General features: G+C 57.6%; 18 protein-coding genes. 10 read left to right on the top strand and 8 right to left on the bottom strand.

Annotated features, from left to right (window positions below):
• Nucleotides 1-31 precede the first annotated feature (31 nt).
• The 4 genes from ASO19_RS06895 to ASO19_RS06885 form a co-directional block, all read right to left on the bottom strand.
• Nucleotides 32-1,237, bottom strand: coding sequence for an AIPR family protein (locus ASO19_RS06895; RefSeq protein ID WP_103765667.1), 1,206 nt, complete (start codon nt 1,235-1,237; stop codon nt 32-34).
• 122 nt (nt 1,238-1,359) lie between these two features.
• Complete coding sequence (locus ASO19_RS09075) at nt 1,360-1,698, bottom strand: hypothetical protein (RefSeq protein ID WP_146046928.1); 339 nt, start codon at nt 1,696-1,698, stop codon at nt 1,360-1,362.
• 293 nt (nt 1,699-1,991) lie between these two features.
• Nucleotides 1,992-3,410 (bottom strand): MATE family efflux transporter, encoded by a 1,419-nt coding sequence (locus ASO19_RS06890; protein ID WP_258036037.1) that lies wholly within the window; start codon nt 3,408-3,410, stop codon nt 1,992-1,994.
• Nucleotides 3,411-3,497: 87 nt separating this feature from the next.
• Complete coding sequence (locus ASO19_RS06885; protein WP_043559475.1) at nt 3,498-4,841, bottom strand: TolC family outer membrane protein; 1,344 nt, start codon at nt 4,839-4,841, stop codon at nt 3,498-3,500.
• A gap of 214 nt (nt 4,842-5,055) precedes the next feature.
• Between ASO19_RS06885 and ASO19_RS06880 the strand changes: the two genes are divergently transcribed.
• The gene (locus tag ASO19_RS06880; RefSeq protein ID WP_081562429.1) at nt 5,056-6,456 is read left to right on the top strand and encodes an HlyD family efflux transporter periplasmic adaptor subunit; all 1,401 of its coding nucleotides are present in this window, start codon (nt 5,056-5,058) and stop codon (nt 6,454-6,456) included.
• Complete coding sequence (locus ASO19_RS06875) at nt 6,453-8,642, top strand: peptidase domain-containing ABC transporter (protein WP_103765666.1); 2,190 nt, start codon at nt 6,453-6,455, stop codon at nt 8,640-8,642. Before ASO19_RS06880 ends, ASO19_RS06875 begins: the two co-directional genes overlap by 4 nt.
• 341 nt (nt 8,643-8,983) lie before the next feature.
• On the opposite strand, the gene ASO19_RS06870 is transcribed toward ASO19_RS06875, so the two are convergent.
• Nucleotides 8,984-9,394 (bottom strand): hypothetical protein, encoded by a 411-nt coding sequence (locus ASO19_RS06870; RefSeq protein ID WP_052348975.1) that lies wholly within the window; start codon nt 9,392-9,394, stop codon nt 8,984-8,986.
• A 230-nt stretch (nt 9,395-9,624) separates the two neighbouring features.
• On the opposite strand from ASO19_RS06870, the gene ASO19_RS06865 reads away from it, so the two are divergent.
• A complete protein-coding gene (locus tag ASO19_RS06865) occupies nt 9,625-10,044 on the top strand; it encodes a hypothetical protein (protein ID WP_043559103.1) in 420 nt (139 codons plus the stop codon).
• A gap of 85 nt (nt 10,045-10,129) precedes the next feature.
• On the opposite strand, the gene ASO19_RS06860 is transcribed toward ASO19_RS06865, so the two are convergent.
• A complete protein-coding gene (locus tag ASO19_RS06860) occupies nt 10,130-10,339 on the bottom strand; it encodes a heavy-metal-associated domain-containing protein (RefSeq protein ID WP_043559101.1) in 210 nt (69 codons plus the stop codon).
• Between the two features lie 128 nt (nt 10,340-10,467).
• On the opposite strand from ASO19_RS06860, the gene ASO19_RS06855 reads away from it, so the two are divergent.
• From ASO19_RS06855 to htpG, 6 genes are all read left to right on the top strand, one after another.
• The gene (locus tag ASO19_RS06855) at nt 10,468-10,854 is read left to right on the top strand and encodes a hypothetical protein (protein ID WP_146046927.1); all 387 of its coding nucleotides are present in this window, start codon (nt 10,468-10,470) and stop codon (nt 10,852-10,854) included.
• Nucleotides 10,855-10,917: 63 nt separating this feature from the next.
• Nucleotides 10,918-12,630 carry a copper resistance system multicopper oxidase gene (locus ASO19_RS06850; RefSeq protein ID WP_103765663.1) on the top strand — a complete coding sequence of 571 codons (1,713 nt, stop codon included), beginning with the start codon at nt 10,918-10,920 and terminating at the stop codon, nt 12,628-12,630.
• A gap of 167 nt (nt 12,631-12,797) precedes the next feature.
• On the top strand, nt 12,798-13,571 hold the full coding sequence (locus tag ASO19_RS06845; protein WP_373364557.1) for a copper resistance protein B: 774 nt from the start codon (nt 12,798-12,800) through the stop codon (nt 13,569-13,571).
• Between the two features lie 282 nt (nt 13,572-13,853).
• A complete protein-coding gene (locus ASO19_RS06840) occupies nt 13,854-15,599 on the top strand; it encodes a Hint domain-containing protein (RefSeq protein WP_103765662.1) in 1,746 nt (581 codons plus the stop codon).
• Nucleotides 15,600-15,711: 112 nt separating this feature from the next.
• The gene (locus ASO19_RS06835; protein WP_043559094.1) at nt 15,712-16,509 is read left to right on the top strand and encodes an SDR family NAD(P)-dependent oxidoreductase; all 798 of its coding nucleotides are present in this window, start codon (nt 15,712-15,714) and stop codon (nt 16,507-16,509) included.
• A gap of 173 nt (nt 16,510-16,682) precedes the next feature.
• Nucleotides 16,683-18,557 carry a molecular chaperone HtpG gene (htpG, locus tag ASO19_RS06830; RefSeq protein WP_086431594.1) on the top strand — a complete coding sequence of 625 codons (1,875 nt, stop codon included), beginning with the start codon at nt 16,683-16,685 and terminating at the stop codon, nt 18,555-18,557.
• A gap of 71 nt (nt 18,558-18,628) precedes the next feature.
• On the opposite strand, the gene ASO19_RS06825 is transcribed toward htpG, so the two are convergent.
• Together ASO19_RS06825 and ASO19_RS06820 are read right to left on the bottom strand one after the other, a co-directional pair.
• On the bottom strand, nt 18,629-19,126 hold the full coding sequence (locus tag ASO19_RS06825) for a DUF892 family protein (RefSeq protein WP_143539845.1): 498 nt from the start codon (nt 19,124-19,126) through the stop codon (nt 18,629-18,631).
• Between the two features lie 86 nt (nt 19,127-19,212).
• Complete coding sequence (locus tag ASO19_RS06820) at nt 19,213-20,193, bottom strand: bile acid:sodium symporter family protein (protein ID WP_103765660.1); 981 nt, start codon at nt 20,191-20,193, stop codon at nt 19,213-19,215.
• Between the two features lie 243 nt (nt 20,194-20,436).
• On the opposite strand from ASO19_RS06820, the gene ASO19_RS06815 reads away from it, so the two are divergent.
• A complete protein-coding gene (locus ASO19_RS06815) occupies nt 20,437-22,335 on the top strand; it encodes a glycoside hydrolase family 32 protein (protein ID WP_081562421.1) in 1,899 nt (632 codons plus the stop codon).
• Nucleotides 22,336-22,340 lie beyond the last annotated feature (5 nt).

The raw sequence follows: 22,340 nt of genomic DNA, 5'->3' as shown, positions 1-22,340 counted from the left end.
TATGTAGATATGACATGCTAAGAAGTATGGATTAAAGCAAAGATTTTAATTGAGGTATTATTTTATCTTTAAGAACATTACATTTTTTTGTATTTTTGAACAAAACTGCTAGGTAACATTCTTTCCCAAATTCTTCATCTATATTATTTTTTATCAAATTCATTAAGTTTGAGATAACATTTTTATCTCTTATATTGTGCATTAGGCAGATATGTTCTAGAAATCTATTTGCATGGGAGTAGTAATTTTTTTCTCTTGGGCTAGATATTGATTTTTTCAATTCTTCTTCAATTTTCATTAAGTTGCTCACATTTTCAATATCATTAAGAACTTCTCGGGCATCAAAATCTTCCGAAAAAAGTCTCTTATAATAAGCACTATTAGGATCAGTTAATGATCCAAAATTTCTTTTTGCTTGTACTACATCAGCCATGTTGGTACTTCTTAGAGCAAGAGTTAGAGCTAGTTGTTGTGATTGAATGCTATTTTCTTCGTCTCTGCTTCCTCTTTTGTATATGTACTTTTTCCCAATTGATTTGAATTTTTCTTCAATTATTTCTTGTTTGGGGTCTATAGAGATGAAGTCGCTTGACTCTATTTTATTCTGAGTATTGGAAGCTATCGTGATTTTTGATGAAAAATCATCAGGGGCATCTTTTAGGGATATTATTTTTATAGAAACATATGCTTCTTCTAATTTTTTTTCAGAATTATTTTGCTTTGAAAATAGATAAACGGAATTCGTAGTTTGTGCTCCATTGACGATTTTAAGATTTTCAATATCCCAATAGCCAGATTTATTTCTGTGCCCTAAGCCGATTGGTTTTTTATTAATTTTATCTGCTATGGCAGTAACTCCATTGTTGAGATACCAGAAAGATTCTGGATTTCTGTCGAGGGAATCTTTGATGGAAGAGTTGATATCACTCGTTAGTGAGCCTCGAATATTCTCTGAAAAAAGATTTTCTCCATAGCTACTGTAAATTTTTACTAGATCAGCACAACAAATTTTCCCATATATAGAATAAAAAGGTTTTGTATGTTCCCCCCAATCAAGTAAGGATATTTCAGTATTAGTTTTCCCTCCTGATTTGAGGACTTTTACGGACCGTAAGATGCGGTTAAAACCGTAAATTTCATATTGAACTAATGATTCATCATCTTCAACACGGTTGTCTTTTATGTATTCATTTAGACGGTAGAGACAATCATCATGAATTTTGTTATCAGTGTTCATTACGATTATTATATTAACATATGGATCGTTTCTAATCCAGTCGCTTACCTCAGACGAGATGCAGTTAAGTCTTTCATTGAATTTGGTAAAGTCAAGATTTAGTATATATCCGATTCCTAGTATCAATTCTGATATATCACTTGGACTAATAGTTTTTTGCCATTGTTTGACCACTTTGATTGTATAAAATTTAATTTATTTTCTGATTTGTTGTAGTAAATTCCATCTATTCCATTATCCTTTCCTCCATCGATGATATACTTCTTACAGAAGGAAACATCTCTTCCTGTCATTTCTTGCAAGCATATTGCCGTTAGGCCAATAGAGAGAGCTTTTTGTTCATCGTTTTTGCATATTTCAGTTATTTCGGGTTTTATGTTTGTATTTATATAGTTTTTCACTCTAGATACGGCAATGTTGCCATATTTTGGTTCTGAATTGCTTGGGTGAGACGATGTCATAGGAATTCCCCCGTTTATGTCAGATATGATTGTATCTTGGGCTCTCCTCGTGAGGATATAATCAAGGGATTATCTTTAAAAGTATTTTTTTGTGGTTTTGCCTTTTGATTTAAAACAAGTTCATTATGTGGGATGATTTTTAAAATTTTCCTAATGAAAATATCTGGACCCTTATATTGTCATCAGGTTTCTTTGTAGTCAAATAACTTAATTTTATACTAATAATAAGTGGATCATAGCAGGTGAACTAGATGTTCTTTGTGAAAATTTTGGAACTTGATGCGGAGTGTTCGCTATCGGGGCAGCGTCTGGCCGAGGCGGTGGATGACGGTGAGGGCAGCGACAAGGGCCAGTGAGCCGATAAGCGTGACGCCCAGGGCCTGACCGATCATCACCCCTTTTGGCCCGTAATGGATGCCGATGGCTATGAAGGGAATGGTCCCTACTGTGGCCCTGCTCCAGTTGAAAGCTGTGGAGTAGAGGGGGTGCCCCAGATTGTTGAAAGCCGTGTTGGAGACGAAGAGCAGCCCGACAAACATGTAGCTGGCCACGGCCCAGTGGCAGAAGAGCCGTACCAGCTCCACCCCCGTGCCCTGGACATGGAATATCTGGAGGATCAGCGGCTCGCCAAGGGCAAAGACCAGCCAGTCCAGCCCGACACAGAGGGCCGTGAGCTTGAGGGCGCAGAGAAAGGTCTCTTTCACCCGGTCCGGCTGCCGTGCTCCCAGATTCTGGGCCATGATGGGGCCGACGGAGCCTGTCAGGGCAAAGACGAAGGCAAAGGCGACCGGCACCATGCGGTCCACCACGGCCTGCCCGGAGACGGCCTCCAGCCCGAAACGGGACATGGCGTGCGTGACGATGAGATTTCCGATAGGGGTGGCCATGTTGGTGCCGATGGCGGGCAGGGCGATGGCCCCTATGGCCCGGCTGGCATTGGGGATCGTCCTCAGGCGGGGACGCTCCAGCATGTCATGCCCCCGGAGATTGAGGAACCCGCTGAGAGAGATGACACAGCGGGACAGGACCGTGCTGATGGCCGCCCCTTCCAGCCCCAGATGCAGGCCAAAGATCAGGATGGGGTCCACGATGACCGTGCAGGCGGCCCCTGTCAGGGTGACCCGCATGGCACTTCTGGCATCCCCCACGGCCCGCAGCAGGGAGGAGAGAGCCATGCCGAGGCAGACCAGCGGCAGGGCGGGGGAGGTGATGTAGAGAAAATGCGTGGCGTGTTCCAGCGCTGCACCATGGGCGCCGAGCAGGGCCAGCAGGGGGCGGGCCAGAAAGGCCGTGATCAATCCCAGCGTGCTGGTGACAGCGAGCATGAGCACCAGAAAGGCGGAAGCCTGCCGTCTGGCCCGGAAATGGCGGCAGGCCCCGATAAGCCGGCCGGTGCTGGCTCCCAGCCCGATGGACATGCCCAGAGAGACGGCCACCTGCACGAACCCCAGAGAGGTGGCGAAGGCGATGGCCGCTGTCAGCGTCGGGTCATGCAGGTGTGAGATGTAGAAGAAATTGAGCAGGTCCACGAAAAAGACGGCCATCAGCCCGATGGCGCCTGTCCCGGCCATGGTGACGACATGGCGCATGATGCTGCCATGTACGAATCTGGCCCGTCTGGCTCTCTGCCGGGCGCAGGGGGACTCCTTGCCCCCGGCAGGAGTGACGGGGGAAGAAACCGGGGTGAGGGTAGGATCAGGCTTTGGCTGCATGGCTCTTCATTCTGCCCTGTTTGCCGGGGCAGGGCCAGTGCAGAATGAAAGGAAAGCAGCGTGTCTGCCATGTCTGGGGGAGGAGACTTACTCCATTCCGATGAGTTTCCATTTCACCTGATGGTAATGGGCGCGCGGGTCATACAGGGAGACGTGCAGGTTGAGCTCTTTGGCTGTCAGATGGCCTGTCGCAGCGGCCAGATGGTAGGAATCCTCAATCAGGTTGGCTGCATTCTGGACGAGGGTTTTCTGCTGGTCGAAGAGCAGTTCCTGCTGCTGGAGAACTTCAAAGGTGGTCCGTACGCCCAGCAGTTCCTGCTGCTGGATGGCATGGAGGGCCTCCACACCGGTGGCGACGGCTTTCTGGTTGCGGGCGAGCTGGTCGCTGTCGGCTGTCAGTTTCTGCCAGGCGCTCATGGCATTTTCGCGGGCCTCACGCCGCTGTTCGGCCAGATTGTGGAGAGCTGCATCAACGGCCTGCTTGGCGGCACGGATGCGGGCATATTCCGCACCGCCCTGATAGAGCGGAAGAGAGGCCTGAAGCATCACGGCTGTGGCGTCTTCCGAGAATTTGCCGTTCCCCTGGTTCACCTGCCTCTGGTAGGAGGCCTGGGCGGATATCTGGGGCAGCAGGTCGGCGATGGCCAGCCGGACATCATGTTTTGCTGATTCCAGCTGGTACTGGGCCTGCATGACCTGGGGAAGGTCATTGATGGCCAGCTGGTTTATTTGCGCCTCCGAAACGAAAGGGGACGGAAGCCGCTCCGCTGGAGACAGTTTCTCTGGCGGAATGATACCTATGACACGCTGGAACGTTGCCTCTGCCACGCGGACCTGTCCCTCGGCCTGACGGGTGGAGGCCTGTGCTGCCTCAAACTGTGATTCCGCCTGGAGGGCATCGGTGCGGGTGGCCTGGTTCAGGGCAAGCTGTCGTGTAGTCAGCTGGACCTGCCCTTCCAGCGTGTGTTCATTTTCCCGTGTCAGGGTCAGCAGGGCCCGGGCCTGTGTGACGGCAACATAGGCGGAAACAACATTGACGAAGAGCTGCTGCTCGATGTCCACAAGGTGTGCCCGTTCCCCGAGGATGGAGCTGCGGGCCTTGTGCATGGAAGCCCATGTCTTGCCTCCGCGGAAGATGGGCTCGGTGATGGTCACGCCCGCTGCATAGCCGGGGGCCCTGAATTTCTGATTGTACCGGAAGCTCCCGCCATACGGGAAGGTGACGTAGTTGGACTCGTTGTAGTTGGCGGTCGCACTTCCGCTCACGGTGGGCCGCCATCCGGACAGGGCCTCCGGCATGGATTCATCAGTCTGCCGCAATATGGCCTGCTCACGGAGTATCTGCGGGTTGGAGCGATAGGCAATGGCCATGGCTTCCGGCAGGGAGAGATGCGTGACGGGCGCAGGAGCAGGGTCCGGGTCTGCCGCCATGGCAGGAAGCGGCGAAAAGAGCCCGATGGACGCTATCAGACGAAAGGCGTGTCTTTTCTCTGGCAAGCAAAAGAAAAGATACATAAGTCATTAACCCTAAATTAATAAAGCATTAGCCATTTAACGACTTGCTTGTTTTGTGGACCACTATAGTATTATTCCTGAAAATTATTAATATTTCCTTATCGTTTTGTTTAACTGTACTGTGTGGTGTATGGCGGAAGACTCAGCAAGCCCGCTTTTCAGGGGGGAGGCCCTGAAATGGCGGCAGGAGGCGTGGATCGGCTCCGTCCAGTTGATCGAGCCTCTCTCGGGTAAAATTGCAGCGCTCTGTACGGTGGCGCTCGTTATCTGTGTGGGGATTTACGTTTTTTTCGGGTCTTATACGCGGCGCATCCATGCCAATGGTGTCATGCTGCCACCAGAGGGGCTGGTCGTTGCGGAGGCAGATCAGGGTGGTGTCGTTGCGGCCATCCACATTCATGAGGGCGATCATGTTGCGGCGGGGGAACGGCTCTTCAGCGTGGATGTTTCCAGCTGGTCGGAGGATGGGGCCACCGGGCAACAGCTTGTCGAAGGGCTGCGCCGACAGAAGGACCTGCTGGAACATCGCCAGAATCTGCTCGCTGCTGATGCGCCCGTGGAGCTCTCCTCCCTGAAGGATGAGCTGGAGTCCCTGCGTCAGCAGTATGGCATGTTGCAGGAGCAGTCAGGACGGGACAAGAAGTCCCTGCCGTTGATCGAGCGGGCCATGAATGAGATGCGGACAGCCATGGACCGCCACCTCGTGACGGAAACGCAGTTTCAGAGTCAGCTGTTCAGCTATGTGCAGTTCATGGACACGCAGTCCCAGACATTGCGGACGCTGGTTGAGATGAACGGGCATATGGCGGATCTTCAGTACCGGATCAACCGGCACCAGTACAAGGTGGCCGAGGACATGAATGATCTCGCTGTCCGCCTTTCGGATGTGCAGAGGCAGCTCATCCAGGCGCATGGGCAGAGCATGGGGGTCATCAATGCCCGTGTGAGCGGTACGGTTGATGGTATCCGCACGGTTGTAGGCCAGCGTGTCAATCCGGGGCAGTCCCTGCTGAGCATCCTGCCCGACAGGGCGACCCTGCAGGCAGAACTTTACGTGAACAGCCAGGCCATAGGGTTTGTTCGACCCGGGCAGCATGTTCTGCTGAAATATGCTGCCTATCCGTACCAGCGTTTTGGTCTTTATGAGGGCGAAGTGGTGGAGGTTACCAAGGCGCCTCTGCCGGAGCGGAGCAACTACGCTGCCCGGACAGGGCAGCAGGGTGGCAGTGCTTCTGCGCCCCAGCCGGGGGCGGATGTGTACCGTATCCGTGTCCGTCCGAACCAGGAATTCGTCATTGCTTATGGCAAGCATGAAAAACTGAAGCCCGGCATGGCCGTGGATGCCGAAATCGCCATCGACCAGCGCAAACTCTACCAGTGGCTGCTCGACCCGGTCGTATCCATGGTGGATACGGTCCGCTCCATATCGGGTGGTGGTGCACCGGCACGGTCCCTGGCCGATAGTGCCGCCCAGCCGGATACGCCCTCACCTGCTCCATCCAGACAGAATGACACGAAGGGGACGCCGTGAATCTCCATACTATCCATACTGGTTTCCGGCGTAAGGTTCCCGTCATCCTTCAGACAGAAATTGCAGAGTGCGGACTGGCCTGTCTGGCCATGGTGCTGTGCCATTATGGGCGGCTGGTTGACCTTGTTTCCATCAGGCGGGAGACGTCTGTCTCCGGTACGGGGCTCAACCTGCGGGCCCTGATGACAATTGCCGGACGTTACGGGCTGCACTGCCGGCCTGTCCGGCTGGAGCTGGACGACCTTGGCAAGCTGGCCCGTCCCTGCATCCTGCACTGGGACTTCAATCATTTCGTTGTCATGACGAAGGTGACGGATACCGGTATCGTCATCAATGACCCGGCCCGTGGTGAACGGAAGATATCCCTTGAGGAAGTGTCCCGCCACTTTACGGGTGTGGCGCTGGAGCTGACGCCTGAGACGAAGTTCGAGAAGAAGGATGACCGCCGTCTGTTGAAGGTGGGGGACATGTTCCGCCACATCGTGGGGCTGAAGACGGTCCTCTGGACCCTTGGAGGGCTGTCCCTGGGGCTGGAAGTCCTGGCCCTGATCAACCCCATGCTGGGGCAGGTCGTCATTGATGAAGTGCTGACAACGGGGGACAAGTCCCTTCTCTGGACCATCGCTGCCGGGATGCTCATTCTCGTCATCGTGCAGGGTGTGATCTCTACCTTCCGCACATGGCTGGTGATGATTTTCTCCACCCGCATTTCCCTGCAGTGGAATGTCAGCCTGTTCACCCACCTGCTCAGCCTTCCGCAGGACTTTTTTGCCAAGCGTGGGGCCGGTGACATCATGTCCCGCTTTGGCAGTCTCGGGGCCATCCAGCATACCTTCACGACGGATCTGGTGCAGAGCATTCTGGATGGCATCATGGCTATCGGTATGCTGGTGATGATCATCATGTACGGCAAATGGCTGGCAGCGCTGGTGACCATCACCGTGCTGGTGGATCTGGTCGTGCGGTTCATCCAGTATGGTCCGTACAAGGAAATGACCGAGGAATCGCTGGTTCATTCGGCTGCACAGCAGGGGCATTTCATTGAAACCCTGCGGGGTATCCGCAGCATCAAGTTGATGGGGTTGCAGCGGCGCCGGACGGTTGTCTGGACCAACCGGATGATTGACAATATCAATGCCGGGCTGCGTATCCAGCGGTATGATCTCATTTTTGCCCGTGCACAGGAATTCCTGGTCGCTCTGGACAAGGTGGCAACCCTTGTGCTGGGGGCCAGGATGGTGATGTCCGGTGCCATGTCCATCGGTATGCTCATGGCCTTCATGAGCTATCGTGACCAGTTCTGTGGCCGGGTGGGCAATCTGATCAGCGTCGTGTTCAAGATCAAGAACCTCAAGGTCCAGTGTGACCGTCTGTCCGACATTGCTCTGGCCGAGGCTGAAGGAACCGAGGCAGACAGTCCGCTGGGCGAAACGGCGGGTGTTTCCGATGATGACGGCATGGAGAATCCGGACATTCCCATGCTGGAATGTCGCAATCTTGGCTACCGGTATGGCAAGGAAGATGCGTGGGTTTTCCGCAACCTGAATCTCAAGGTCCATCCCGGAGAGAGCCTGGCGATCATCGGTCCGTCCGGCTGTGGCAAATCCACCCTCCTGGGGCTGCTGATGGGGCTCATCCAGCCGGAAGAGGGCCAGATATTCTGGAAAGGCATGGAGCTGAAGGCCGCCAACAGGGACGCTTACCGCGCCCGGATTGCCGGTGTTCTTCAGGATGACATTCTTTTCTCTGGCAGCATTGCGGAAAATATTTCCGGCTTTGACGATGAGATGGATATGGAATGGGTGGCCGACTGTGCAAGGAATGCACAGATATATGAGGACATCCAGCGAATGCCGATGACCTTTGAAACCATTGTGGGCGAGATGGGCAGCACGCTTTCTGGTGGGCAGAGGCAGCGCCTGATTCTGGCCCGGGCGCTGTATCAGGCCCCTCGCATCCTTTTCCTTGATGAAGCGACCAGCAACCTTGATCCTGCTTCCGAGCAGGCTGTGGAGGCGGTTCTGAATGAACTGCCCATCACGAGGGTGATCGTGACGCATCGCCCTGGCACGGCAGAGAGGGCAGACAGGATTTTTGCCATGGGGTTGCCGCAGGAGATCGTGGACACTCTGGCGAAAGAAACGTCGGCCATCGTGACCGGTCTGCCAAGCCCCAGCCCGGACTGATGCTGGTTCCGGGGGAAGCAGGAGGGGGGGATGGATGATTGGACATGATCACATGTCGGCAGGCGCTTTTTATTATTGCGGATAAAGTTATTTGTGTTTTTGGTCTTTGGTGAGGGGAGGTGCGATCAATTGCAAAATATGGCCGCGTTCTTTTAGGAATCTGCGTCCGGAGTGTCTGCAGATCATCAGAACGATCTAATAAGAACCTTGGATATGGAGAGAGGAGTGTGAGTTACTTTTGCAGACATAATGTGGCGGGCGTCATAAAAAACACCCGCCAAGCCCGGGAGGCTTGACGGGTGTTCCTCAGACTTCAAGGATACATTGATGAAGACTTGGTATCAGATCCGGATTGCTGCTGCATTCGGACCCTGGCCAATTGTACCATTGGCCGTGCCCTGGATAAGCTGGTTGATCCATGTCTGGCCATTGCTGAAGCCATAGATCGCACCAAGGATACCACCGTCGATAGCCCCCATGATCGTCGGAACGATCAGACCAACAGCCTGACCGATAGATCCAATGCCCAGAACGCCACCGCCGTCACCACCATGGATACCGCCGATGATCATACCGCTGTTTGCGCCAATGGCAGCCCCGGCAATAGCACCGATGATGGAGTCACCGAGACCGGAAGATGTACCGCGGCCAGCTGCCTGATTGGCAGCCTGATTGTTGCCAAAACCAAGAAGGTTACCCAGGAAGCCGCCACCAGAAACGGAATCCAGTTCCGCAACGCTCAATTCACGCATTGTGTACCTCAAAAAGAAAGAATGTGGTTCATTATGATATGAACCGGGAGTATTCTTGTACTATTTTTTTGAAAAAAACGTGAACAAAGAAGAAAAATAGTATGAAAAGCGGTAAAATTGTATAAAAAAAAATTATTACAGTGTTAGACCATAATTATAACATAATTTAATTGCTTTTAAGTATCGCTCGCATCTGCTGTTGGGTGCGGGTTATTTCGATAAGGTTCTGGATGATGCGTGAACTTTCTTTTAACGAGCTTGGCGCGGTATCTGGTGGTGGTCTTTTCGGCTACCGCGACGGGACGGCTTCTTCAGGCAGCAGCAATAGCAGCACTGGTCTTTTTCCTGTGCGCGCTTCGCTTGGTTTTGCGGACAGCCTCGTTGGCGGCGTCGTGGATGGTATCGTCGGCGCAGCCGTTGGTGGTCTCACGGGTGGTGCCAATGGTGGTGCCAACGGTACGGGCGGTGTCATCGGTGTCGGCGTGATCGCCGAGGCTGTCGGCGTGATCCTGGGACTGACGGTTGGTGGCCTGACGGGCGCAATGCTGGGTCTGTCCGGTGGTTATGTCGGGACGCAGGGCTACCGCGACGGTGCGGTGCAGGCCTTCCTGACAGGCAGCCTGTTGCCCAAGGGCGGCGGACTTTTCTGATCCGCCATGACATGACCGCCTGTCCAGGGCGGTGACATGGATATTGAAGAACCACCGGGGGCCATGGACCCCGGTGGTTTTTTCTTCAGACCGTCCCGAAACCGGCCTTCTGGATGAGGAGCGCACAGTCTTCCCTGGAGAGGGCGGGGCCAGTGAAAATGATGTGTGCCTGTGGCGGGTCGAGCGTGACGGTGGCCGTCTCGATGGCTGGAGAGGCTTCAAGGGCACGGGTCAGAGAGCGGACACAGCCATCACATTTCAGGCCGGTGAGAGGGAGGACGAGGGTTTCGCTCATAAAAAATTCCGTTTCATGATAAGGGATGGCAGGGGGGACTGTCTTCCCACAGGGGAGGAACCTTCCTGATCTGGTGTCCGTTCCGGAGCGAGAAAAGGCATTTCATGTCTGTTGGGCGGTTTTTTTGCATGATGATGGGAGTGGTGCTGTACCTGATGATGCAGCTGCCGTCTTTTGTCATGCCCATGGCCATGGTGGACGGCATGATGATGTCCGCGCCTGCGCATCAGCTGCTGCCTGCCCGTGACATCGCTTCTCCTGATGCCGTGATGGTTCCGCCGGGGGGGGGCATGGTGATGGAGGCGGCTGTTTCTTCCCGGCCGGATATGGAAGAGGATATCGCTCCCTGCTGCCAGAGTCACCATGCTGTCTGTGAAGCCGGCCTGTTGCCGGAGGGGCAGAGGCTGGAACCGGCCGGTCTCTGGCAGAGGGCGGTCCCGTTTCACGATGTCAGGCTGCTGCTGCGTTCTGCTGTCGTGCTTCCCTGGCGCCCTCCAGCAATCCTGCCTGTCTGACCTGTCTCTGTGCTGCCTGTTTCCGGGCGGCATTTCTGTGTCACGTTTTTCAGGTAGTTTGTCATGTCACGTCATGTTTTGCTGCGCCGCCAGTTTCTGGGCGGGCTGGGCGCAGCTGGGCCGCTCATGGCCCTTCCAGGGCTGGGCCGGGCTGCGGCCGCCACGGCCGGGGCAGTGCCCCCGCTGGAGATGGACCTGCACATCACCCGCCGCAATGTCCGTATCGCAGGCCGCACCGGAGTAGGATATTGCGTCAATGGCCAGATGCCCGGCCCGGTTCTGCGTTGGCAGGAAGGGCGGGACGTCCGCATCCACGTTTATAATCACATGGATGAGCCAACATCCCTGCACTGGCATGGTGTCCGCCTGCCAAGTGATCAGGATGGTGTTCCGGGGTTGAGTTTTGCCGGGATTCCGGCAGGCGGACGGTTCACCTATTCCTTTCCGGTCCTTCAGAGTGGGACATACTGGTATCACAGCCATATGGGTCACCAGGAATCATCCGGTCTCTATGGTGCCCTGATTATCGAGCCAGCCGCTGCTTCGCTGCTGCCGAGGGCGGACAGGGATCATACGGTCCTGCTGTCGGATTGGTCGGATGTGTCTGCCAGCCAGATCATCAACAATCTCAAGATGCAGGATGATTACTACAATTTCCGGCAGCGCAGCCTTGCGTCCCTGCCGGAGGAAAGCCGCCGGGCTGGAGGGCTGATACCCGCTCTGAAGAGTCGCCTGCAATGGTCCCGCATGAGGATGAGTGCCACGGACATCTCGGATGTCAGCGGTGCCATCTATACCTATCTCATGAATGGTGAGGCCCCGGCACAGGGATGGAGCGGCCTGTTCCGGCCGGGAGAGCGGGTCTGCCTGCGGGTCATCAATGCCGCGGCCATGACGCTGTTTGATGTCCGCATCCCGGGGCTGGAGATGCAGGTTGTGGAGGCGGACGGGAATCCTGTCGTGCCCGTGCCGGTGGATGAGTTCCGCATTGCTCCAGGGGAAACATATGTCGTGATGGTGACGCCGTTGCAGGCACAGCCTTACACGATCTTTGCCCAGAGCGAGGACCGCACCGGCCATGCCCGTGGCACGCTGACACCTCGCCCTGGCCTGTTGGTGCCTGTCCCTCCCATGGACCCCCGGCCCGTGCGGGGGATGGGGGACATGGGCATGGCCATGCCCATGATGAAGGGCATGAAGGCGATGGTGGACATGCCCATGTCCCCTCCCGTGGAGCGGACTCCGGCGGATGAAATTGATGATCCCGGCCCGCCTCCCCTGAATGTGGAAAACCAGAACATCGCCACCCATCCGGTGGAGCGTGTCGGCAGTCCGGGAGATGGGCTGGAGGGAACGGGCCGTCGGGTTCTGGCCTACAGTGATCTGGTGGCGTTGCGTCCGCCGCCAGACCAGCGACCGCCTTCACGAGAAATCATCCTGCACCTCACAGGCAACATGGAACGGTACATATGGGGGTTCAATGGCCGGAAATATTCCGAATCCGGGCCGATCCATCTGGCCCGTGGTGAGCGGGTCCGGTTCACGGTCATCAATGACACGATGATGGAACATCCCCTTCACCTTCATGGCCTGTGGAGTGAGCTGGAAAATGGGGCGGATGACCAGCACCGTCCCCTGAAACATACCGTCATTTCACAGCCGGGGTCCCGCATGAGTGTTCTGGTCACGGCGGATGCGCCGGGTGTGTGGGCTTATCACTGCCATCTCATGTATCACATGCAGACAGGCATGTTCCGGGAGGTGGTCATCTCATGATGGGAAAAGACATGCTGCCCCTGGGGCTTGTCGCCTGCTTTCTGGCCCTGCCAGCCCAGGCCATGGATGACATGGCTGGATCGGCCCGACCGGGCCAGACGATGGCTCATGACATGTCCGGAATGGCCATGGATGATATGGATATGTCGGACATGGCAGACATGGAGATGCCGACCACGGCGCCTCCGGCTGTGCAGAAAGCCTCGCCAGCGCCTCACCAGGTGCGGAAGAAAACACCGCATGTCGTTTACAGGGCTGTTGATGCCCCCGGCCCTGTCGTGGATATTGGCCATCATATGCAGGCCATGGACATGGGCCGCTGGTTCCATGGTGTGCTGGATGAGTTTGAGGGGCGCTACCAGGCGGGTGGCCGGTCTTCACTCCGTTGGGATGGGGAGGCCTGGTATGGTGGCGACTACAACCGCCTCTGGCTGAAGAGTGAAGGCACCATGACGAAAGGCAGGGTCCGTGACGGAGACCAGGAACTGCTCTACAGCCGGGCCATATCCACCTATTTCAACCTTCAGGGGGGGCTCCGGCTGGACCTGGACAGTGGTCCGACCCGTGCCTGGGGAGCGGTTGGTGTGGAGGGACTGGCCCTGTACCAGTTTGAGGTGCAGGCGACCGGTTATTTCAGTGACCGTGGCGTGGCGGGACGGTTTGAAGGGTCTTACGACATCCTGCTGACCAACAGGCTGATTCTCCAGCCACAGGTGGAGCTGAATCTGTATAGCCGGGCTGATCCCCGGCGACAGGTCGGATCAGGCCTGTCGGACATCGATACCGGGTTGCGCCTGCGGTATGAGGTCTGGCGCAAGATGGCTCCCTATGTGGCTGTTACATATGATTCCCCCCTCACCCAGGGACGCCACATGGCCCGGAAGCGAGGCGAGCGGGCAAGTGAGGCCCGTTTCACGTTCGGAATCAGGAGCTGGTTCTGAAATAATGGTAACAGCCTGCCCTGCCGGCTCTGGCTTGGCCGGCGGGCTGTTCCCTCCCCTTTTTTAAAGAAAAACAGGTTACTGTGACAGATTCTTTCCCAGATTAAGTTCTTTCTGGGGTGTTTCAGGAAAAGGTTGCTGTAAATATTCCGTTAATATGAGAGCGGAAAATGGTTTATTTCAACATTATGTGATCAACAGGAGCTTGCCTGTAATCTTTTTTTAACCCCTGTTGCCTTAAGGCGGCCCTGTCGTCGAACATGATGAAGGTCAGGTTATCTTATGGCAACGGCGTTGGTCAGGGTGTCAGCCGGAACGGCTACCGTTTACAGCAGCGGGTCTCTTTCCAGCCTGGTGGGCTTGGGGGCCATTTCTTCCATTGTCGTAACCCGAACAGATCAAACACCGCCCAATGACCCGGTGAAGGTTGATCTGTCATCGGTCCTGGGTCAGTTGCGGGGAGACTGTACCATTACCGTCCAGGGCGGGGCCACGGCCTATGTCGGGGGTGGCCTGGTCAATGTCGGGGTGGTGAACGGGCTGACCCTGAATGGGGGGCGGCTGGTTATCCAGTCCACCCTGCTCAGTGCTTCGCTGGGCTCGACCATCACGGTAGGCCCCAATGCTGGCGAGCTGCGGATAGAGCCACAGGGCTTTGGCGTGAGTGTCGATTTCCCCGTGAAATTCGTGGATGCGCAGGGCAATCCCACAATCAGAATTCCGCCCAATTTTGTCATGGATTTCCCCAACACCCAGTCGGTGGGAGCTGTCTATAAGCCTTCGACGAACCAGACCGTGATTGGTGATGGCGTGAGCGCACTGGGCCTCATCAACGTCGGACGGACGACCACGCTGGAAGGGGACCCGTTCAATCTGAGGGTCAATGGCAAACCGCAGACGGATTTTTTGGGTGGGCTCACGGGGTATGGCTATACGTTCAGTCGCAACAACGGTCATGATGATGGCAGGAATGGTGTCATCACCTGCTATCTGGCTGGCAGCCTGATCCGGACCGAGACGGGTGACGTGCCCGTGGAGGTGCTGACGGTGGGGGATGCCGTGGCCGTTTTTGCACCGGATGGCCAGCCGCAGGGCTTCAGGCGGGTAAAGTGGGTAGGCCAGGGCCGTGTGACTGTTCAGCCAGCTCTGCCAGATGATGAAGCTGGCTGGCCAGTGCGCATCCGTCGTGGCGCCCTGGGGGCCAATATCCCCCACAAGGACATGCTGGTGACGTCGGAGCACTGCCTCCTGCTGGAAGGGCACTTCGTGCCGGTCCGCATGTTGGTCAACGGCAGTTCCATTGTCTATGACCGGAGCCTTGAGGAGTACGAGTACTGGCATTTCGCCGTAGAGCCGCACGCCATTGTCGAGGCGGATGGAGCCCTGACAGAAAGTTACCTGGATACGGGCAACCGGCAGGGATTTGTCTCCCAGGCGGGGCAGTGGGCGGAAGGGGCCCGGGGCTGTTGGGAGACGGATGCCGCCGCTCCGCTGGGGGTCAGCCGGACATTTGTGGAGCCCCTGCATGAGGCGATCCGGCGGCGGTCTGGAGGCCGGATGGAGAAGCCGGGCGAGCTGGTGGATGAGCCGGATCTGATCGTCCTGACTCCTTCCGGTCAGACCCTGCCGCTGGTGCGGCAGGCGGGGCAGCGTTACCTGTTCCGCCTTTCCGAAGGATGCAACGAGATATTGCTTGTCTCCCGTGTCAGCCGCCCCTGTGATGTCATCGGTCCGTTTGTGGATGACAGACGCTGGCTCGGGGTGCTTGTCAGCCAGATACAGCTCTTCTGGGAGGATGGAGAACGGAAAAATGTGACGGAATTCCTCTCCGCACCCCGGCAGGATGGCTGGGATGTACAGGAGGCTGCCCCCTGCCGCTGGACAAACGGGGCGGCCCGCCTCGTGCTACCGGTGCATCCGGGCAGGAAACAGCCGCTGTTCGTGTCGGTCGAGGTCCTGGCAGGAGGGCCGTATCTTGCCAAAGCCCGTCCGACCGAAGGAATCCGTCTGGGGGGAGGGATGTTCTGACAGGACCGGCTCCGGGGCGGCATGGTGGACAAGCCATGCCGACCTGCCCATTATCTGGGTGCGATGGCCATTCAGGGCCATGCGTGATGAGATATAGGGGAGGAGCTGGATCATGGCACAGGGCAGAACCGTACTGGTAACCGGGGGAACGTCCGGTATCGGGCTGGCAATTGCGGAGACGTTCGCCCGGGCGGGGGACAGCCTCATCCTGCTGGGCAGCAGCCCGGAGCGTGACTACACCAAGGCCGTGCAGGCGGTGCAGGCTGCCGGGCGTGAGGCCGGGCACGACGTGCAGGTCTGTGCTCATGGGGTGAACATCACGGATTTTGATGCCGTGAAGGCCCTGCTGAAGACCATCAGCGACAGGGTGGGCCTGCTGGACGTGCTGGTCCATTCCGCAGGTGTTTTCTTCAACACGCCCATCACGGATGAAACACCCGATGCGTTCGACAGGGTGATGCGCATCAACGTCAATGGCATGTGGCACATCGTGCAGGCCGCCCTGCCTTTCATCCGGCGGAAAGAGGGTGACGTGCCGGGCGGGAAGGTCGTGGCCATTTCGTCCATCTGCGGATTTTACAGTTTTGCCGGCTATGCGGGCTATGCCGCCAGCAAGGCGGCGGCCACGGCTTTGGTCCGCAGTCTGGCCCTCGAGCTCGGCCCGCTGGGCATCAACATCAATGCCGTGGAACCGGGCCGTGTGAAGACCTCCATGCATGATGCGCTGATCAACGATCCCTCACAGGCGGATGCCCTCAGGGCCGTGGCGGAGGCCAATCCCAGCAAGCGGACCTTCTCCTCGCCGGAGGACATCGCTGCCGTGGTGCAGTTCCTTGCCAGCCCGGGGGCGGTGGCCCTGCACGGCTCGGCCATCGTGGTGGATGAAGGAACATCGCTCGGTCTCGTCTAGGCCATACATCCCGTCATCATGATGCTGGAGCTTGAGGTCTCCCCCGGTGCGGGGATGCTTGAAAGCCGGGGAGGCCTCTCCCATATCTGCTCCATCTTTCAGCGGCGGGGCAGGCTGGCCGCCGAAGATGGAGCACATACGGAGCCTGCCATTTTGGAGGAGAGCAACGCATCATGAGTGATGGCAAAAACGCAGCGGAGATGCAGCAGCACAGTTTCAGTGCCGAGGTCGGGCAGCTGCTCGATCTGGTTGTCCATTCCCTTTATTCCGATCGGGAAATCTTTCTGCGTGAGCTGGTCGCCAATGCGGCTGATGCCATGGACAAGCGGCGGTTCGAGGCCCTGACCAACCCGGCCCTGTCCCTGCCGGAAGTCCCGTCCATCCATATTTCCACCGACAAGGACGCAAAGACCATCACGCTGTCCGATGACGGACTGGGGATGAGCCCGGAAGAGCTGACCCAGAATCTTGGCACCATTGCCCGTTCCGGCACCAAGGCGTTTGGTGAGAAGCTGAGCAATGCCAAGCCGGAGGAGCGTCCGAACCTGATCGGTCAGTTCGGTGTGGGTTTCTATTCCGCCTTCATGGTGGCGGACAAGGTGGATGTCGTCTCCCGCCGTGCCGGTGAGGATGTGGCCGCCCGCTGGGTGTCCGAAGGCAAGGGCTCCTACAGCCTTGGCCCTGCCGAGCGTGACCGTCCGGGCACGGACATCGTCCTGCACATGAAGGATGATGCTGAGGAGTTCATTGATCCGTGGCGTCTGCGGGGCATCATCCGCAAATGGGCCGATCACATCGCCTGGCCGGTCGTGCTGCACGAGCCGGACGAGGATGGCAAGGAGAAGGAAGAGACCATCAACGAGGGCAAGGCCCTCTGGCTGCGTCCGAAATCCGAGATCACGTCCGAGGAATATACCGAGTTCTACCGCCATGTGGCCCGTGCGTTTGATGAGCCGTACGCCACGCTGCACTGGAAGGCCGAAGGCACGGTCGAGTTCGCTTCCCTGCTGTTCCTCCCCGGTGCCCGTCCGTTCGACTTCATGGAGCAGAGCAGCCGTGAGAGCCGTCTGCACCTGCATGTGAAGCGCATGTTCATCACGGATGAAGCCAGTCTGGTGCCGAACTGGCTGCGTTTCGTGCAGGGTGTGGTCGATACGGATGACCTGCCGCTGAACGTCTCCCGCGAGATGCTCCAGTCCACCCCGGTTCTGGCCCGCATCCGCAAGGCCGTGACCAAGCGTGTCATCAGCGAGATCAAGAAACGGGCGCAGGAAGGTGGCGAGTCCTTCACCGGTTTCTGGAACAATTTCGGCCTCGTCATCAAGGAAGGGCTGTGGGAGGATTCCGAACACCGGCAGGAAATTGCCGAGTTCTCCCGCTTCCACTCCACACATGATGATGAGCTGACGACGCTGGACGACTATATCAGCCGCATGAAGCCGGAGCAGGAGACCATCTATTATCTGGTCGGGGACAATCTGAAGGCCCTCAGGGCCTCCGCCCAGCTGGAAGGGTTCCGTGCCCGTGGGCTGGAAGTCCTGCTGCTGTCTGATGCCGTGGACAGCTTCTGGCCGGACCGTCTCCATTCCTACAAGGACAAGACCTTCCGTTCCGTGGCCCAGGCGCATGGTGATCTCGAGAAGTTCGCACCGGAAGCCGAGGAGCAGGGCGAAGCAGCCAATGTCGAGAAGCTGACCCCCGCCCTGAAGGACGCTCTTGGCGAAGCGGTGAAGGATGTCCGCAGCACCGTGCGTCTGACAGGCAGTGCCGTGGTGATGACGAGCGAGGGGGGGCCGGACCTGGCCATGCAGCGTCTCATGCGCCGTTCCGGTCAGGAGATGCCTGCCCTGCCGCCGGTGCTGGAGATCAACCCCCGCCATCCGCTCATCCGTGCGCTGGCCGAACGTGTGGAGAAGGGCGAGAGCGTCGCAGAACATGCCCGCATCCTTCTGGACCTCGCCCGTGTTCAGGAAGGCGAGGCCCTGCCCGACCCCAGCGGCTTTGCCCGCACGCTCGCAGGCCTGCTTGCCGGGACTGTCGAAAAGTAATCTCAGGCAGATCGTCTGATGAAAAGGAAGGGGCTGCACGCCGGGTCGTGCAGCCCCTTTTCTGTTGAGCCTCAGTCTTCGTCCGTCAGCAGTGCAGGCAGGACTTCCTTGAGGCTGCGGGACGCATTCCGGCTGTTCTGGCGCAGCTCCGTGAGGATGGCGGCATCCTCTGTCAGGGAGAGTTTTTCCGCCAGCAGCAGGAGCAGGGCAAGGGAGGTACGCAGCCGGGCGATGCAGCCCGCAATGTCCAGCATCACGCCCAGAAGATGGACGGGAACATCCCCCGAGGGAAAGCAGGTCACCACCGTGTCCAGCAGGCCAGAGAGCGTGTCGGAGTCGTTGCGGGGTTTTTCCCCATGCGTGCGGAGGAGGTGGGCGACCTGCCGCTCCTGCTCCCGGTTCTGGTCCAGGATGGTGGTGATCCAGTGCTGGAGAGGGGGGGGAGCGGCCGGACGGCTGAGCAGCTCCAGCAGGCTCTCCCGCAACGTGCCCGTCAGGACCAGATGGGCATGGAGGCGGTCACGGTAAGTACGGCGTATGGAGGGCTGTTCGGCAGGATGACGTGGCACGTCTATCTCCATGACGAAAAGGGGAAGGGAACCTTCATGGGTGCCCTGTCCTTCGGCGGAAGGCAAGCCCGTTCCAGTGGAGCTGGTCAGGTTTCGTGCGGTTGTTGGGGGCGTTGCGCATAATGGCGGGCAATGACGGTGCAGACAAAGAGCTGGAGCTGGTGGAAGATCATCAGCGGCAGGACGATGATTCCGGCCGAACCGGGAAAGATGACGCTGGCCATGGTCACGCCGGATGTCAGGGCCTTCTTGGAGCCGCAGAACTGTAATGTGATGTCATCCTCGATGCTCTGGCCCATCATCCGGCCCAGCAGATAGGTGAGCCCGAGGGCCAGGGCGAGAAGCAGGGCATCCGCCACCCCGACACCGGCCAGCAGGATGAGCGGAATGCGATGCCACAGCCCCTGAAGCACCGCTGCACTGAAGGCGGAATAGACCAGCACGATGATTGAGCCACGGTCACTGCATGAGATGAGAAACTTGTGGCGGTGGACAACCGGCCCCAGCCAGCGTTGCACGCACTGGCCCAGAATGAAGGGCAGGAGCAGTTCTTCTGCCACGTTCAGGATGGTCTGAAGACCGGACCCGCCACTGCTGCCGTGATCAAAGAAAAGGCCACAGAGCAGGGGGGTGATGAGGATGCCCAGAATGTTCGAGACCGTGGCCGCACAGATGGCGGCCGGGACGTTGCCCCGGGCCATGGAGGTCAGGGCAATGGAGGACTGTATGGTGGAGGGCAGGCAGCAGAGGAACAGCATCCCGGCCCAGAGGTCCGGCCCCAGAAAACCGGAGGAGGACAGCCGGTAGGCAAGCCAGTACATGCCTGCCCCGAGCAGGGGGAACACGGCAAAGGTGATGAGCAGCGTGCAGCCCTGCAACCGCCAGTTTTTCACGCTGTCGAGCAATGCACGGCGTTTCAGCTTGGCCCCCTGGAAGAAGAACATCAGCATGATGAGCAGTGATGTCAGGCGGGAGAGCCAGGGCTGCCACACAACAGGGCAGGGCAGGAAGGAGGCCAGCAGAACAGCGCCGATCAGGCACATCAGGAAAGGATCAAGGCGTTTCATCGGGCGGTGTCCCTGCAAGGCTGTGGCATCATGGTGGCGCAAGCGTGCCCTGTATGGGGCCGCTGGTACAGAGGGACGGTAAAACAGAAGGTTCGGGCTGCCAATGCGTGGCACCAGGGAAAGATGTCCGTTCCGTGTCACGGTCAAGGAATGGCTTGCCAGAGAGGGCTGGAAAGAGGCATTTTCCCGGCAGGCCTTCGGACAGGGCCATCTCCATCAGATCGTAGAGAGGGGGGTCAGAGGATGACCGTCAATCGACGTATGGTTCTGGGATCATTTCTGGCGGCAGGTGCCCTTCTGGGCAATGGCAGAGCCCGTGCAGCCGTTGGGGGTGGAGGCAGCGCCGCACCGGCACAGCCCAACAATGCCCATGCCGAGCCGGGCAATGCGGCGGCGGCGGCTCCGCAGCCCGTGCATGAGACACTGGCCGACAAGCAGTACCGCCCCCGCATCCATTTTTCACCCTCCACCGGGTTCATGAATGATCCGAACGGGCTGATCTTTGATGGACGCTATTACCATCTCTATTACCAGTACAATCCGTTTGGGCCTTATGCAGGCCATGTGCACTGGGGCCATGCCGTCAGCACGGACCTCTATACATGGCAGGATCTGCCGATTGCGATTCGGGAGACGGAAGCCGGAGAGGCCTACAGCGGCTGTGCCGTGCTGGACAGGGACAACCGTTCTGGTCTGTTTCCGCCCCGCACGCAGGACAAGCCTCAGCCGGGGTCGGTCGAGACAGCTGCCCAGAAGGCCGCCCAGCTTTTTCCGTCACTGCCGGAGGATGAGCAGGCACGGCGCCTTGTGGACAGGCAGTCGCACGATCTTCTGAAAGGGGCGAATTCCTCCCCCAGCCTGCTGAAGGAGCTGGGGGATGATCCTGTCTCCCGCGAGCAGTCACCCGTCCCCATGTCTCCGGCCCTGCCGCCAATGGCGGGTGGCCTGGTCGCCATCTATACACGGGCAACGCCGCAGCGGCAGACACAGTATATTGCCTGGAGCCCTGACGGAGGGCAGACGCTGAAGGATTATGAAGGGAACCCGGTGCTGGATATCGGGCACAATTCCTTCCGTGACCCCAAGGTGTTCTGGCATGCCCCGACTGAAAAATGGGTCATGGTCGTGGTGCGCTCCCGGGAGCACAAGGTGTCCTTTTATGGGTCATTCGACCTGAAACACTGGATGCATCTGAGCGATTTTGGCCCATCTGGCATTACTGGCGTGGATTATGAATGTCCGGGGCTGGCCGAGGTAGAGGTGGAAGGTGAGACGCCCGGTGAAAAACGCTGGGTCCTGTTCGTGTCCATCAATCCCGGTGGACCGCAGGGGGGCAGCATCACGCAGTATTTTGTCGGCCAGTTCGATGGTGAGCGCTTCACGCCGGATGATACGATCGTGGATCTGACAGATTTCGGCAAGGACAGCTACGCCCTCCAGACTTACGAGAACATGCCGGGCAACCAGACGGTCTATGTCGCCTGGCTGGACAACTGGCAATATTGTGAGGAGCTGCCCAACAAAAGCTGGCGTGGCGTCATGACCATTCCTCGCAAGGTTGTGCTGCGGCGTGACACGTCAGGCTGGCTGCGTATCGCCCAGACTCCTTATGCTCTGGAGGCCCTGCGGCGTCCTGCCATCCCATTTACCCTGTCCCGTCTGGAGCCCCAGAGCAGTCGGCAGGTGTCTCTGCCTACCGGCGAGGCCGTGGAGCTGCTGCTGGATGTCTCTCTGGAAGACCGGGGCAGTACCCTGCCAGATGGAGACCATGGGCGTGCCGGACGTTTTGTCGTGGCCTTCTCCAACCATCAGGGAGAGAGCCTGAGCATCGGTTTTGATGGTTTCTCCTGCCAGCTCTGGCTGGACAGGAGCAACCTGCATGGCTTTACCCATCCCTTCTTCACGGGCACCTTCTCTTCTGCCCTTGTCCCGGGCAGCCGCCGTTTCAACCTGCGGATCGTGCTGGATGCCTGTACGCTGGAGGTCTTCGCCAATGAGGGCATGTCCGTCGGCACGGCTCTGATCTATCCGGCCAACCCTCTGGAGACGCTGAGTTTCCAGGTCACCAATGCGGCAGCTGTCATTCATCAGATGGCTCTGTATCCCCTGCGGCAGACGATGGACCGCATGGAACAGGGGTAACGGCC

Source organism: Parasaccharibacter apium, from assembly GCF_002917995.1.
Taxonomy (GTDB): domain Bacteria; phylum Pseudomonadota; class Alphaproteobacteria; order Acetobacterales; family Acetobacteraceae; genus Bombella; species Bombella apis.
The sequence above is the reverse complement of the archived record's forward strand: the minus strand, read 5'-3'. Positions and strand labels throughout refer to the sequence as shown.

Bases quoted from the DNA above. Each gene is read 5' to 3' on its own strand.
- ASO19_RS06890 (WP_258036037.1), bottom strand. From the start codon at position 3,410: ATGCAGCCAAAGCCTGATCCTACCCTCACCCCGGTTTCTTCCCCCGTC.
- htpG (WP_086431594.1), top strand. From the start codon at position 16,683: ATGAGTGATGGCAAAAACGCAGCGGAGATGCAGCAGCACAGTTTCAGT.
- ASO19_RS06865 (WP_043559103.1), top strand. From the start codon at position 9,625: ATGATGCGTGAACTTTCTTTTAACGAGCTTGGCGCGGTATCTGGTGGT.
- ASO19_RS06820 (WP_103765660.1), bottom strand. From the start codon at position 20,193: ATGAAACGCCTTGATCCTTTCCTGATGTGCCTGATCGGCGCTGTTCTG.
- ASO19_RS06855 (WP_146046927.1), top strand. From the start codon at position 10,468: ATGATGATGGGAGTGGTGCTGTACCTGATGATGCAGCTGCCGTCTTTT.
- ASO19_RS06850 (WP_103765663.1), top strand. From the start codon at position 10,918: ATGTCACGTCATGTTTTGCTGCGCCGCCAGTTTCTGGGCGGGCTGGGC.
- ASO19_RS06895 (WP_103765667.1), bottom strand. From the start codon at position 1,237: ATGAACACTGATAACAAAATTCATGATGATTGTCTCTACCGTCTAAAT.
- ASO19_RS06815 (WP_081562421.1), top strand. From the start codon at position 20,437: ATGACCGTCAATCGACGTATGGTTCTGGGATCATTTCTGGCGGCAGGT.
- ASO19_RS06870 (WP_052348975.1), bottom strand. From the start codon at position 9,394: ATGCGTGAATTGAGCGTTGCGGAACTGGATTCCGTTTCTGGTGGCGGC.
- ASO19_RS06840 (WP_103765662.1), top strand. From the start codon at position 13,854: ATGGCAACGGCGTTGGTCAGGGTGTCAGCCGGAACGGCTACCGTTTAC.
- ASO19_RS06835 (WP_043559094.1), top strand. From the start codon at position 15,712: ATGGCACAGGGCAGAACCGTACTGGTAACCGGGGGAACGTCCGGTATC.
- ASO19_RS06860 (WP_043559101.1), bottom strand. From the start codon at position 10,339: ATGAGCGAAACCCTCGTCCTCCCTCTCACCGGCCTGAAATGTGATGGC.
- ASO19_RS09075 (WP_146046928.1), bottom strand. From the start codon at position 1,698: ATGACATCGTCTCACCCAAGCAATTCAGAACCAAAATATGGCAACATT.
- ASO19_RS06885 (WP_043559475.1), bottom strand. From the start codon at position 4,841: ATGGCGGCAGACCCGGACCCTGCTCCTGCGCCCGTCACGCATCTCTCC.
- ASO19_RS06845 (WP_373364557.1), top strand. From the start codon at position 12,798: ATGCCGACCACGGCGCCTCCGGCTGTGCAGAAAGCCTCGCCAGCGCCT.
- ASO19_RS06880 (WP_081562429.1), top strand. From the start codon at position 5,056: ATGGCGGAAGACTCAGCAAGCCCGCTTTTCAGGGGGGAGGCCCTGAAA.